The organism is Natrialba sp. SSL1 (assembly GCF_001861355.1).
In the GTDB taxonomy this organism is placed as follows: domain Archaea; phylum Halobacteriota; class Halobacteria; order Halobacteriales; family Natrialbaceae; genus Natrialba.
Genome location: NZ_MASN01000060.1, coordinates 435882 through 448072, shown reverse-complemented (window position 1 = coordinate 448072; position 12191 = coordinate 435882). Strand labels below are relative to the sequence as shown.

The window sequence follows — 12191 nt, the reverse complement described above, 5'->3', positions numbered from 1 at the left end:
ATTCATTCCTCCTGCAACGACCTGCCATCGACGACGCGGCCCAGAAACAGCGGCGTCTCGGTCGGCTGGTCGCGGATGTAGAAGAGGAACGGTCGATCGACTGTCATCGAGACGCTGTCCGGCTGTCCGCCGTCGTCGTCCCCTCCCATCACCACCGCCGTCGCCGCTGCAGCCTCCGTCCCCTCTTCGTCCACCTCGATGAAGGTCTCGTGGATGACACTCGTGATAGACAGGTCGCTGTCGTCAGCCTCGAGCATTCCGCTGAAATCTGCACTGTCCCCGTCGAACGCTCGTTCCATCCCCAGTTCGCGCAGCACGTTTCTGAGGCCGAACCGCGATTCAATACCGAACTTCGGTAGTGCGAGGTCTACCACTGGATAGGTGGCTTCATCGAGCATGATTGCGAGCCGATCCGCTGTCAGCGACGCTTCGAAAGATTCGAACTCGCCTTCCGCGGGGAGGATAACGACCATACTCGTGTCGTCGTTCGCATACGGCAACTCGACGAGTTGATGGCCACCGATGTCGGCGTAGCGAAGTTGCGTCGACTGGTGCATCATCTCCACCTCGGATTCAGTTCCGTCGAGTCCGGTGAACGGTGCGGGTTCCGTGCCGTCAGGATCGAAGTCGTGTTCCCAGGCCGCGAGGAAGTAGACTGCGTTCGTCAACACGAGTCGTGTCGAGGGCCGGACATCCTGTTCGGACAGAAGATCCTCGATCCGGTCGTTCGTCTGCGCTTCGACCCAGGTGTTGATCTCTTCTCGCGCTGCATCCGGGTCTCCAGCGAAGTCAACGGTGTGGTCGCCAGCCTCGTAGTACGCCTCGAGCAGGTCGAGATAGTCGTCGGCGAAGGGAAATTCCTCGGCTGCCCAGACGGCGTTAGCACTCGATAGCTGGTACCCGAGTGCGTCCGTTTCGTCGGAGTCCTCCGCCCCGTGCTGTTCGACCTCCTGTCCGTCCCTGTTTCGCTGTTCGAGTTCCGTTTCGAGCGCGCCGAATGCCGCGTGGAGGTCGTCGTCTTCGAGATCGTACCGCAGCGCCGCAGCCATCTCTGCGGCCGTCTCGCCGCGTGCGCCAGCGTAGGTCATCGCCAACGCGACAGAGACGCTGTACGGCGAGACGAAGAGGTTTTCATCGTCGGCCACTCCGTCCCGGAGTTGGTCGAGAAGTGCCAGTGAAAAATCGATATTACCCCGCACCTGATCGGCAGCTACCGTCGGACTGATGTCCGGGTCCGTTACGAAATCTGTCTGGGGAAAGGTAGGAGCGTCGTATTCGTCAAACACGCTGTCCCCCTCCCTCCAACCCATTCCGGAGAGACAGCCAGCTCCGCTGGCCATCGCGGCCCCGATCAGAGTAAGAACGGTCCGTCGGTCGGATGACATACCGATCACACGTTCCTGCCGCGATAAGTGCTTTTTCATAGTAATGTCCAGTTTCGAGTTTATACCTTCTACATCCGTAACGAACTGCCGTCGACGATGCGACCCAGAAACAGCGGCGTCTCGGTCGGCTGGTCACGGATGTAGAAGAGGAACGGCCGATCGACCGTCAGTTCGACCTGATCTGGCGGAGCCGAAACCGGCATTGTGACGGCCGTTGCCGCGGCGGCTTCGGTTCCCTCCTCGTCTACCTCGACGAAGCTCTGGTGGACGATGTCACCGATGTAGAAGTCGCTCGTCTCACCGTCGGTTATCCCGCTGAAATCTGCGCTAGTGGTGAAGGCACGCTGCATCCCCAGTTCCTGCATGATCGAGACGAGACTGACCTTCGACTCGATACCGAACTTCGGCATTGCAAGGTCGACCTGCGGGCGCGAGGCATTGTCAAGCATCGACGCGAGTACGTCCACCGAGAACGACTCCTCGAAGGACTCGAACTCGCCTTCTGCAGGGAGGATAACGACCATGCTCGTCTCCTCGTTGGCGTAGGGAAGTTCGACGAGCTGGTGTCCCTCGTGCTCGGCGTAGCGCAGTTGGGCGGTCTGGTGCATCATCTCGACCTCGGTCTCGGTACCAGCGAGCCCGGTGAAGGTCTCCGGCTCGGTGCTCGAGGGATCAAAGTCGTGCTTCCAGGCCGCAAAGAAGTAGACCGCGTTCGTCAGCACGAGTCGCGTCGAGGCGTCGACCGAGCCCTCGGGCAGGAGGTCCTCGATCCGGTCGTTGGTCTGCGCTTCGACCCAGGCGTTGATCTCCTCGCGCGCCTCGTCCGGACTCCCGGTGAAGTCCACGAGGTGCTCGCCAGCCCCGTAGTAGGCCTCGAGGAGGTCGAAGTACGCGTCGTCGAACGGATGGTCCTCGGCCGCCCAGACGGCGTTAGCACTCGAGAGCTGGAAGCCCAACTCGTCTTCCTTCTCATCCTCGGTAGCATCGTCATCATCTCTACCCGAATCGCCCCACGACTGGTCGACTTCCTCCCCATCTTCGTTTCGCCGATCGAACTCGGACTCGAGTGCACCGAAGGCTGCGTGGAGAGTCGCGGCGTCGGATTCGGTTGCTGTCGACCAGTCGTCGGCACTTCCCGGCAGATCGTATCGCAGTGTCTCACGCATCTCGTCGGCTGTCTCACCGCGCGCACCGGCGTAGGTCATCGCCAGCGCCACGGAGACGCTGTACGGCGAGAAAAAGAGGTTTTCATCAGGTTGGTCCGCTCGGAGCTGGGAGAGTAGGTCGAGCGAGAACGCAACGTTGTGTCGGATCTGTGCTGCGAGCAGGTCGTCCTCGAGGTCGGGATCAGTGACGAACTCGAGTTCGGGGAAGTCGCCGTCGAAGTCGATATCGGAGTTGGATCTGCCTGTCTCGTCGTCGGGTTCAGTTCCGTTCTCGACTTCGTCCTCCGCATCGGGGGCCGTCCCTGTACAGCCGGCCATTCCCGCGAGAAAGGCACCGGAGAGAGCGAGCATCGTCCGTCGGTCGGCGTAGCCCCGTGTCATATACGACGTAACGAACTGACGTATCAAACGTGTTCGGGAGAGTGAAACGGCAGTTTCAGCTTACGGCTCGCCGGTGTGTTCGCGGTGGCGCTCTTTCGCCTGCTGGTAGATGTCATCCTCCCGAACTCGTTCCCAGTAGGATTCGAAGACGAGCGCTGCCTCGCGTTTGTCGGGGTCCGCCCACTGTTCGGGGTCGTGCTCGGTACCATCCTCGTACTTTTGCCCGCCGGGATACTTCGCGTAGCGCATCGCCCGCGTGTAACCCATCTGGAGGTACTTCCGGGCCATGTCCATCCCCGGAAACTCGTCGTTCGCTCGGTACTGTTCGTACTGGTCGTAGATCGCCGCGGCGGACTCCTCGGCTGCGGCTTCGTCTTTATACGACCAGAGCGGCAGGAGTTCGCTCTTGTACGGCTCGACCTTGAAAACGTCTTCCTCGCCGCGGCCGATGTCGTACTCGGTCGGATTGGCACGGAAGTCGGTCTCGTACTCCGGGCCGTCGTCGGTGTCCGTCGATCTCTCTCCCATATCTCACCTGTGGTGGACCAGCGGGAACGACCCCCGGCCGGCATACGAAACCACGCGACGCGAGCCGACTGGAGCGACAGGTGAGAGAACGAGTGAGAGAGCCAACAATCCCATACGCGCCCGCAGCACGCTCGCCGAACCCACAACAAACACCCAACAACTGGCAACTACAGAAGCGCAGCCATCAAGACAGTTGCTGTCGGACCACAGGGTATGACCGAAGACATCCCCGAGATCACCGGCGACGGCGGCTACGACGACATCGCACAGTACCTCCAGAGCTACATCGACGAGTACCAGGACTTCCTCTCGTGGATCGGTACCAGCGTCGACGACGTCGGTCCCGGGACGATGACCATGTCGATCCCCTACGACCAGAAACTCACGAACGTCCGCCCCGCTGCAACGGCCGACTCGGATCAGCGACCCGACATCCACGGCGGCATCGCCGCCACCCTCATCGACACCGTCGGCGGCCTCGCACTCCGAACCGAACTCGAGGACCCCGTCGACGCGTCGATCGCGACGATCAATCTCAACGTAAACTACCTGCGTCCGGCGACGGGCGATCTGACGGCGACGGCGAACGTGATCCGCGTCGGCGGAACCGTCGGCGTCAGCGAGGTAACGGTCGAGAGCACGACGCCGGACGGCGAGACGAAGGAGGTCGCGACCGGGCAGGGATCATATCGGGTGTTCCGGCGCTGAGTCGAACTCCGACCCCAGCTTAGGTTTCGTTCCGACCGGCTCGCGAGCCGAACCGGAGTCGACCGTGGAGGTAACAGCCGATCGCACAGACGAGCACGAAGTAGCCGTAGATCACCGTTTCGACGTAGACGGGGACCGGATCCATCACGAGAGACTGGACACTCGAGTAGGATAGAGATAGACCTGAATCGTTTTCGGCTTTATTGCACCGACCAGAAGGCAGGGGAGGACGGGAGGAGGAGCGGGGAACGGCGAACGGCGAATGGGACACCTGAACCGGGGTACACGCGACTCGCGACTCACGACTCTCGTCTCCATCGTCTGACCACGAATGTGCCGTGTGAGTGGGTGGACAGTGGCGGTCAGTGGGGACCATAGCTCTGGCGGACCATCCAGAACCTGACCCCCAGATAAACCATGACGATGCCGAACGTGACGGCGTACAGCGTCGCTCCGTTCGTTGCCGCAGCCACCAGCGCGCCAGCGTTGAGGAGGATGCCGAAGACGTACATTGCCTGCAGTCGTCGCCCGGTCATCGACCGCACACCCATCGAGTACTCATACGCACGGCTTTGACCGAGACGACTAAACTCCGTCTGTATCGGATCGCATCGTCCCCGCCTCAGCAGCTTGCACTCACCCAGCCGGAGTAGCCGACGTTTCACATTCGGTTACACTCACACCTGCCTTCCCGATGGCGAACCTCCACCGGTTTTGACAGGCAGCTATCTGTTTTATGTCGCTGTCCGCCATACGGTAGAGACGGGTAGTTACCAGTCTCAAACCGTGACAACAGATATGACAGACGGACGGACTGACCAGATTCGGTGGCAGTTCACCGACGGGCAGCGCCCGCGAGCACCGCACATCGCATCGATGACGTGGCGACACGGGCTGTTCGCGAACTGGCCGGTCGACCCCGACCAACTCCGGTCGCACGTTCCACAACCGCTCGAACTGGAAACCTGGGACGGCGACGCCTGGCTCAGCATCCTCCCGTTCGTCCTCACGAACGCCGGCATCCGCGGCTCGCCTGCAGCGACCAGAATCGCGTTTCCAGAACTCAACGTCCGAACGTACGTCACCTACCGCGGTGATCCGGGACTGTTCTTCCTCAGCGTCGACCTGGATACACCGCTGCTCGCGAACGTTATCGGCCGACTCACTCGCCTCCCGGTGTTCAACGCCACCATGTCCGTCAGCGGTACCGAAGACGGCATCACGTTCTCGAGTCGCCGCTCGGATACCGCGACTGACCCCCCTGGAGACAACGGGATCGACGACGAACCCGCATGGTTCGCCGCAACCTACCGCCCGAACGGGCCAGTCGCCAAGGCAGAACCGGGGACACTCGAGTACTGGCTGACTGAGCGCCGGCGGTTCTATGCGCCGGCCAGCGGACACGGTCGGAGCGGCGTGCTCACGGCGGAGATTGCACACGATCCGTGGCCGCTACAGCCGGCGGACGTGACAATTCGAGAGAATACGGTGTTCGACCGGCACGGGTTGCCGGAGCCGTCCGGCGAGCCGGTCTGCTATTATTGCGACGAACTCGAGATGACGGGGTCGATTCCGCGGCGTGTGCGGTAGCTGGTGTGGTTGCCTACTGAACCTCGGTGTCGATCAGCCCGAACGGGGTGCCGGTGTCGCGGTCGCGAGCGTTCTCGTAGACAATGCGGGCGGCGGCGACGTCCTGAATGGCAAGGCCGGTGGAATCGAAGACGGAGATACCGGTCACGCCCGACTCATCGTCTCCGCCTGCCCCACCAGCCCGACCTGCTTTTGCGCCGATGACGAGTTCGCCGATCTCGCCGTAGATGTCTGCATCAGTCAGCGTTCCGTCGTGATATGGGACGTTGATTTCGCCCGAGTGAGTGCACTGCTCGTGGTCGTCGATCACGATGGTCGCCGCCTCCAGGAGGTCGTCTGCGAGTTCGTGCTTGCCCTCCGCGTCGGCACCGATGGCGTTGATGTGCGTCTGCTCACCGACATCGTCGGGCGAAACAACAGGGTCGCGAACGGGCGTCACCGTCGAGAGCACGTCACAGTGACCTGCCTCCGAAATGGTGCCAGCGCGGACGTCGAACTCGTCGTCGTAGGCGTCGATGAACCGCTGGGTGCGCTCGTCGTCGAGATCCGAGACGACGACCTCCTCGATGGGCCGAATCTCGCTGATCGCGTCGAGTTGGGTGTAGGACTGAACGCCAGCGCCGACGAGGCCGAGACTCGTTGCGTCCGGAACGGCGAGGTAGTCCGTCGCGACGGCTGCTGCCGCACCGGTTCGTTTCATCGTCAGCGTCGTCCCGTCCATGATCGCGAGCGGGAAGGCGGTCTCGGGATCGGAGTAGATCATCGTCCCCAGTACGGTCGGCAGATCGTGCTCGCTCGGGTTATCCGGGTGAACGTTGACCCACTTGATGCCTGCCGCGTCCCAGTCATCGGCGGCGTCAGCATCGCGCTGTGATCCTGACTCACTCGAGGACGCGTCGCTTCCGCGAGCCTCGAGGTACGCTGGCATCGATCGGAAGTCGCCGTTGTACTGTGGGAGGTCGATGTAGGACTTGGCTGGCATCTGTGTATCGCCGCGCTCGAACGCGCCGAAAGCCTGTTCGACCGCCTCGATGACGGCGTCCATCTGGGCGTTTGTCTCGACGTCGCCGCTGTTGAGAAGGAGTGTCTGCATGGAGGCGAATATTGCGCGGTGACACCTTAAGTGGTTCTCCGACCAGAAGAACCGGACGACGGTATCGATGTCACTCAATGATAGCGAGCGCAAACGGCAAAATGGGCCGTCGCAACTGTGCTCGGATGGAATCCGAGATGTCAGTACTACTCGGTGGAACGTGGGTCGCTGCGAGTCGGGTTTGCTCGCGGGTTGTTCGCTTCCCGCTCGTTTTCGCGAGAGTCTTGCTCGCGTCGGTTGCCCCGACATCGCGTACTCACGGCGCAAAGCGCCGGTCGCATGGACGCGGGTTTGGGTTTGGTCAAACCGCGCTTACATCATGCCGCCCATGCCGCCACCCATACCGCCCATGCCGCCCATGCCACCGCCGCCTGGTGGCATGTCCTCGCCGTCGTCATCGTCGGCAACCGCGAGGTCGCCGGCCGCGATGACGTCGTCGATGCGAAGCAGCATGACTGCGGCTTCGGTTGCGGACTCGATCGCCTGCGTCTTCACGCGCAGTGGCTCGTAGACGCCTTCCTCGGCCATGTCGATCGTGTCGCCGGTGAACGCGTCGAGGCCAGCGGCCTCGTTGCCGCCGTCGTGGTCGGCGCGAAGCTCGACCAGCGAGTCGATGGGGTCGAGACCTGCGTTCTCGGCCAGCGTGCGTGGGATGACCTCGAGTGCGTCTGCGAACGCCTCGACAGCGAGCTGCTCGCGGCCGCCGACGGAGTCGGCGTAGTCACGCAGTACGAGCGAGAGTTCGACTTCCGGTGCGCCGCCGCCGGCGAGCACCTTGCCGTCCTGGAGCGTCGTGCGAACGACGCCCAGCGAGTCCTCGATTGCGCGGTCGACTTCGTCGATGACGTGCTCGGTGCCACCGCGGAGGATCATCGTAACGGCCTTCGCGTCGTCGACATCCTCGACGAAGATGCGCTGGTCGCCTGCGATGTCCTTCTGGGCAACGCTGCCGGCGAAACCGAGGTCGTCTTCGGAAAGGTCGTCGACCGAGGAGGCCGGCGTTGCGCCGGTCGCACGGGCCAGCTGGGACTGGTCGCTGGATTTGACACGGCGGACGGCGATGATGCCCTCCTGTGCAAGGTAGTGCTGGGCCATGTCGTCGATGCCGCCGTCAACGAAGACGACGTCGGCACCGGCGTCGGCGACCTGCTCGGCCATCTCCTTGAGCTGCTGTTCTTCCTGCTCGAGGAACTGCTCGAGCTGGTCCGGGTCGGTGACGTTGACCTCGGCGTCGATCTCGGTCTCCTTGATCTCGAGGTCGCCGTCGATGATCGCGACGGAGGCGTCCTCGGCGAAGTACGGCATGTTGTCCGAGACGCGCTCCTTGTCGACGATGACACCCTCGACGAGTTCGGAGTTCTCGATCGAACCGCCGACGACCTTCTCGACCTTGATGTTGTCCGTGTCGATGGTGTCCTCGTCAGCGACGGCCTGTACGGCGTCGACGACGAGACCCGAAAGAAGGTCTCGAGCGCTCTCTGCACCCTTGCCGGTCATCGCGGTGGCGGCGATCTGGTGGAGGATTTCGTCGTCGTCCTCGTCGACCTCGATCGCGATCTCCTCGAGTGCGTTCGTGGCTTCCTCGGCTGCCTGGCGGTATCCCTGTGCGAGCGTGGTTGCGTGGATGTCCTGCTCTAAGAGATCCTCGGCCTGGCTGAGGAGTTCACCGGAGACGACGACGGCGCTCGTGGTGCCGTCGCCGACCTCGTCCTCCTGGGTTTCGGCGACTTCGACGATCATGTCGGCCGCCGGGTGGTCGATCTCCATCTCCGAGAGGAGTGTGACGCCGTCGTTCGTGACGATGACGTTGCCCGAGGAGTCGACGAGCATCTTGTCCATCCCCTTCGGGCCGAGCGTCGTGCGGACGGACTCGGCAACGGCCTTGCCGGCCTGTACGTTCATCGACTGCGCGTCTTTCCCGGAGGTTCGCTGGCTGTCCTCCGAAAGAACGATGAGGGGCTGGTTGCCCATCTGCTGTTGAGCCATAGTCACCCGAAGGATTGATTGTTATTCTATATAAATGCTTTGGTGTCCGCGCTCGTTACAGCGCTGAATCGACGGGGAGTGTTGCACCGAGTGAAACCGGTCAGCAGCTATTTATGAGCGATTGGGAGAGACGACCACAATGGGATATCGAGATCGAGACCGAACTCGCTGGCAGAACCGAACGTGAACCGCCTCGGGGTCAAGCCCCGAGGCACTCGGCCTGCTCCGCCTGTAGACGTGAGAGACGAACAGGAGCAACGAATCCCGACCAGCTAAAACAGATCCGAGGCGCTGTGACAATCAGCGTCGTCAGCGGCCGGAGTGCGACGACACGGCGCGATATGACATGGTACGGTACGACACCGAACGCTACGGCGACTCCGAGCCAGAATCGGAGCCGGAGCCAGGGAACCGGTGGTACTGCAGCCCCTGGTGTTTCATTTCGTTGTGCTTCTCTTCTAAGAACGAGTAGACCGTTCCGTGTGGAGCCCCATCGAGGAGCATCTCGGCGGCCGTCCGTGCGGCCTCGACCTCCGGCGGCGTCCCGATGAGTCCCAGCGTCGAGCCATAAATAACGACCGACGCACCCGAGAGCTCTTCCATGAGTTCGCGGGTCCGGCCACCTTCGCCGATGAGTCGGCCCTTCTGGCGCTTCATGTCGTTCTTGTTCCGGGACGCGGCATCGATGTCGACGACGTCGAACAGCATCATGTCGTCATCGAGCAACCGAAGCGCGTCTTCCGGCGGGAACCCACGTCCGATCGCACGGACGATTTCGGGCCCCTTCAGCCCGAGAACGGGGTCGCCAACCGTTTCGATGGCAACCGAGCCGTTCTCCGAGTCGATATCCAATCGCACTTCGGCCGCCGCCTCGATCTCACGCATCGTCTCGCCACCCTCACCGATGAGAACTCCGATCCGGTCCTGCGGAATCTTCACGTGCTGCATACACCCGGCTACTTGCTGCGTGAGGTTAAGGCCTTGGTCCGCTCGTCGCCGGTTGGAACCACTCCCCACACCCCCCGAAAACTGGTTCAACACAGGACGTTACTCGAGTACCGACCGAAACTGAACTGACTCCGTCCTCGTGTCCACGATTGCAATCGTCTGGTGGTCCGCGGGCGTCGTCGGAAACTGCGCGCCGGGGTTTAGGAGCGTCGTGCGGCCATGTTCCGAGAGCTCACGCGTATGGTGGTGGCCGTAGCAGACGAAGTCGTACGCCTCGGAGTCAGCGATTGCTCGCACTTCGTCCATCGACTCCCCGTGCAGGACGGCGAACGAGAGCCCGTCGAACTCGAGTGTGGCGAACCGGCCGTGGAGTTCGCTTTCACCGCCGAGTGAGTCGAAAGCGGCCTGCAGGTTGACGGCGTCACCGTCGTTGTTTCCAAGAACCCCGTGGAGTTCGAACTCGGAGAAGTACGGTGGGAGCAGCGGCGCGACGAAGTCGCCGCAGTGGATGACGATTTCGACGCCTTCCTCCTCGAGAATCTCGGTGATTCGTTCGGTTGCCGCGACGTTGTCGTGGGTGTCGGAGACGATTCCGAGCTGCATACCCAGTGTGGGTCCGGCGACCCACTAAGCCGTTCGGGGTGGCGGTACGAGCGACTGGGCCGCGTTCGTCCGTCGCTTGCGCGGCTCGAAGTGCAGTTCCATCCTGGAACCCAACTCGGCGTACGCTTGAGATTTCTCGCAGCGCTCGTGAGTGGGCTCGCTCCGATAGCGGTGATCTATGTGCTCCAGATCGTCACAGAGCCCGACGGCGACCTCCACGAACTCGTCTTCGCCATCATGATCGGCGGTCAGAGCGTCCCGTTCGCGGTCGGCGGCTTCGTTCTCGGTCTCGTCGCCGCACTGGTACTCGAGTAGCACCCGCTGGCGACCTGTTACGCCTCGAGTATCCGCGGAACACCAGCCCGCTCCAGCGCCCGGCGACGCTCGTCGTCCGTGAGCCGGTAGGACTCGAGTTCGTCCGAAATCGCACCCAGCGCGTCGCGGCGGCGCTGATGGGCTGCGAGAAAGTCCGTGATCCGCTCGATCGCGAGTTCCTTCAACTCGCCGCTGAGCAGGTCGCCCGCACGGTAGGCGTCGGCGATGGACTCGAGTGCCTCGTCGTCCTCCTCAAAGAAGAATCGCAGGTACTGGAAGGGGACGTCGACCGCTGGATCGCCGCCCTGCTCGCGGTGCTCCTCGAGCGTGGCCCGGCCGCCGGTGTAGGCGTGGGTGTGGATCGCCTCGGCGACGGTGTCGGGATCGGCGGTCAACTCGATCGACGGCGCGTCGCCGGAGGAACTCATCTTCCCCGGTCCTGCCAGACTCGGGAGGAACCGCCCGAGCAGCGCCCCGGGTTTGTCGACGGGCAGCGCCTCCTTTGCGGCCACGTCGCGACAGACGCGAACGTGTGGATCCTGGTCGATGGCAATGGGAACGAGCGTCGGCTGTCGCCCGTTGACGAGCTGCGGAAGCAGGAGGTGCGTCGCCTGCACGGCGGGGTAGAACTGCAGGCCGACAGTATCCTGCTCACCGTAGACAGCTTCGACGGTGGCCGGCGTGAGGTGCTTCGCGAGGCGAACGGCAATCGGGTAGACCACGTCCGCGTCGGCGGTGTCAACCACGATTCGCGTTCGCTCCGGGTCGAAGCCAACCGCGAGAACATCGCGGAGATTCTCGCGGGTGTGCTCACCGATGGACGCGAACGACTGTTCCTTCGCGAGGTACTTCTCGTCGTCCGAGAGCGGGATGTAGACGGTTGCACCCGTCGCCTGCTGGAAGCGCTTCGCGAGGTACAGCGGCAGGATGTGGCCGAGGTGCATCGGTCCCGAAGGACCGCGCCCCGTCACGACGGCGTGCGGTTCGCCGGCCGCAGCGGCGTCGAGGTAGCTATCTACGTCCCGACCCGCGTAGAAGGTCCGCCGACGCAGTAGCGGGTGGTCGGGGAAGCGCTCGATCTGGTCGTCGGTGAGTGGATCAGCACCGAAGCGCTCGAGTAGCTTCTCGTAGTCGACCTCGCCGGTGACGGCGTAGGGCGTGACCGTGAAGTCGTCAGTGGATTCGTTCGAGTCGGCTTCTTCGGTCGATACTGCGTTCTGTTCTGTCTCGGTGTTCGTATCGTGATCGGACTGGTCGGTCTGGTCGCTCGAATCGGCTGGTGTCGACGGTGATGGTGGTGTTGGCATGCTATTGTATCGTGGCTGTATCGCAGGGGCTCGTCAGCAATCTGTGCAAAACGAAAAACGGAGGGAGCACCCGCCACCGCAGCCGCGGGTTAGGCCGCATCGGCCGCAGCGACGAGACTGTCCGCTCTCGAGGACGGCTGCCAGCGCCAGCGCCACTGCCACTCGAGAGCGGTCGCCATCA

13 protein-coding genes are annotated in these 12191 nt (G+C 62.8%); 3 read left to right on the top strand and 10 right to left on the bottom strand.

All coding sequences use genetic code 11. The features are described 5' to 3' along the window. Positions 1-2 precede the first annotated feature (2 nt). The 3 genes from BBD46_RS21060 to BBD46_RS21050 all read right to left on the bottom strand — a co-directional run bounded on the left by BBD46_RS21060 (position 3) and on the right by BBD46_RS21050 (position 3460). A complete protein-coding gene (locus BBD46_RS21060; RefSeq protein WP_071403604.1) occupies positions 3-1385 on the bottom strand; it encodes a serpin family protein in 1383 nt (460 codons plus the stop codon). A 68-nt stretch (positions 1386-1453) separates the two neighbouring features. Then, positions 1454-2932 carry a serpin family protein gene (locus BBD46_RS21055; RefSeq protein ID WP_071403603.1) on the bottom strand — a complete coding sequence of 493 codons (1479 nt, stop codon included), beginning with the start codon at positions 2930-2932 and terminating at the stop codon, positions 1454-1456. A gap of 60 nt (positions 2933-2992) precedes the next feature. Beyond that, positions 2993-3460, bottom strand: a complete 468-nt coding sequence (locus BBD46_RS21050) for a DUF4385 domain-containing protein (protein WP_071403602.1) — start codon at positions 3458-3460, stop codon at positions 2993-2995. A 213-nt stretch (positions 3461-3673) separates the two neighbouring features. Here BBD46_RS21050 and BBD46_RS21045 point away from each other — a divergent pair, with 213 nt between their 5' ends. After that, positions 3674-4168, top strand: a complete 495-nt coding sequence (locus tag BBD46_RS21045) for a PaaI family thioesterase (protein ID WP_071403601.1) — start codon at positions 3674-3676, stop codon at positions 4166-4168. A gap of 19 nt (positions 4169-4187) precedes the next feature. Here BBD46_RS21045 and BBD46_RS23420 read toward each other — a convergent pair whose 3' ends face one another. Both BBD46_RS23420 and BBD46_RS22875 read right to left on the bottom strand, forming a co-directional pair. Continuing rightward, entirely contained in the window at positions 4188-4313 is a 126-nt protein-coding gene (locus BBD46_RS23420) for a hypothetical protein (RefSeq protein ID WP_256375008.1), read from the bottom strand. 217 nt (positions 4314-4530) lie between these two features. After that, positions 4531-4704 (bottom strand): hypothetical protein, encoded by a 174-nt coding sequence (locus tag BBD46_RS22875; protein ID WP_171908260.1) that lies wholly within the window; start codon positions 4702-4704, stop codon positions 4531-4533. 262 nt (positions 4705-4966) lie between these two features. Between BBD46_RS22875 and BBD46_RS21040 the strand changes: the two genes are divergently transcribed. Continuing rightward, complete coding sequence (locus BBD46_RS21040) at positions 4967-5758, top strand: YqjF family protein (RefSeq protein ID WP_071403600.1); 792 nt, start codon at positions 4967-4969, stop codon at positions 5756-5758. A gap of 13 nt (positions 5759-5771) precedes the next feature. On the opposite strand, the gene BBD46_RS21035 is transcribed toward BBD46_RS21040, so the two are convergent. The 4 genes from BBD46_RS21035 to BBD46_RS21020 form a co-directional block, all read right to left on the bottom strand. Continuing rightward, on the bottom strand, positions 5772-6851 hold the full coding sequence (locus BBD46_RS21035) for an ornithine cyclodeaminase family protein (RefSeq protein WP_071403599.1): 1080 nt from the start codon (positions 6849-6851) through the stop codon (positions 5772-5774). Positions 6852-7163: 312 nt separating this feature from the next. Then, positions 7164-8822, bottom strand: coding sequence for a thermosome subunit alpha (gene thsA, locus BBD46_RS21030; RefSeq protein WP_071403598.1), 1659 nt, complete (start codon positions 8820-8822; stop codon positions 7164-7166). 384 nt (positions 8823-9206) lie between these two features. Continuing rightward, positions 9207-9785 carry a KH domain-containing protein gene (locus BBD46_RS21025; RefSeq protein WP_071403597.1) on the bottom strand — a complete coding sequence of 193 codons (579 nt, stop codon included), beginning with the start codon at positions 9783-9785 and terminating at the stop codon, positions 9207-9209. A gap of 99 nt (positions 9786-9884) precedes the next feature. Continuing rightward, entirely contained in the window at positions 9885-10388 is a 504-nt protein-coding gene (locus BBD46_RS21020) for a metallophosphoesterase (protein WP_071403596.1), read from the bottom strand. A gap of 180 nt (positions 10389-10568) precedes the next feature. Between BBD46_RS21020 and BBD46_RS23415 the strand changes: the two genes are divergently transcribed. After that, positions 10569-10703 (top strand): hypothetical protein, encoded by a 135-nt coding sequence (locus BBD46_RS23415; protein WP_256375007.1) that lies wholly within the window; start codon positions 10569-10571, stop codon positions 10701-10703. A 17-nt stretch (positions 10704-10720) separates the two neighbouring features. Here the strand turns inward: BBD46_RS23415 and BBD46_RS21010 are convergent, their stop codons facing one another. Further along, a complete protein-coding gene (locus tag BBD46_RS21010) occupies positions 10721-12010 on the bottom strand; it encodes a tryptophan--tRNA ligase (RefSeq protein ID WP_071403594.1) in 1290 nt (429 codons plus the stop codon). Positions 12011-12191 lie beyond the last annotated feature (181 nt).

Bases quoted from the DNA above. Each gene is read 5' to 3' on its own strand.
- BBD46_RS21020 (WP_071403596.1), bottom strand. From the start codon at position 10,388: ATGCAGCTCGGAATCGTCTCCGACACCCACGACAACGTCGCGGCAACC.
- BBD46_RS21055 (WP_071403603.1), bottom strand. From the start codon at position 2,932: ATGACACGGGGCTACGCCGACCGACGGACGATGCTCGCTCTCTCCGGT.
- BBD46_RS21025 (WP_071403597.1), bottom strand. From the start codon at position 9,785: ATGCAGCACGTGAAGATTCCGCAGGACCGGATCGGAGTTCTCATCGGT.
- BBD46_RS21035 (WP_071403599.1), bottom strand. From the start codon at position 6,851: ATGCAGACACTCCTTCTCAACAGCGGCGACGTCGAGACAAACGCCCAG.
- BBD46_RS23420 (WP_256375008.1), bottom strand. From the start codon at position 4,313: ATGGATCCGGTCCCCGTCTACGTCGAAACGGTGATCTACGGCTACTTC.
- BBD46_RS21060 (WP_071403604.1), bottom strand. From the start codon at position 1,385: ATGTCATCCGACCGACGGACCGTTCTTACTCTGATCGGGGCCGCGATG.
- BBD46_RS21040 (WP_071403600.1), top strand. From the start codon at position 4,967: ATGACAGACGGACGGACTGACCAGATTCGGTGGCAGTTCACCGACGGG.
- thsA (WP_071403598.1), bottom strand. From the start codon at position 8,822: ATGGGCAACCAGCCCCTCATCGTTCTTTCGGAGGACAGCCAGCGAACC.
- BBD46_RS21010 (WP_071403594.1), bottom strand. From the start codon at position 12,010: ATGCCAACACCACCATCACCGTCGACACCAGCCGATTCGAGCGACCAG.
- BBD46_RS21050 (WP_071403602.1), bottom strand. From the start codon at position 3,460: ATGGGAGAGAGATCGACGGACACCGACGACGGCCCGGAGTACGAGACC.
- BBD46_RS22875 (WP_171908260.1), bottom strand. From the start codon at position 4,704: ATGACCGGGCGACGACTGCAGGCAATGTACGTCTTCGGCATCCTCCTC.
- BBD46_RS21045 (WP_071403601.1), top strand. From the start codon at position 3,674: ATGACCGAAGACATCCCCGAGATCACCGGCGACGGCGGCTACGACGAC.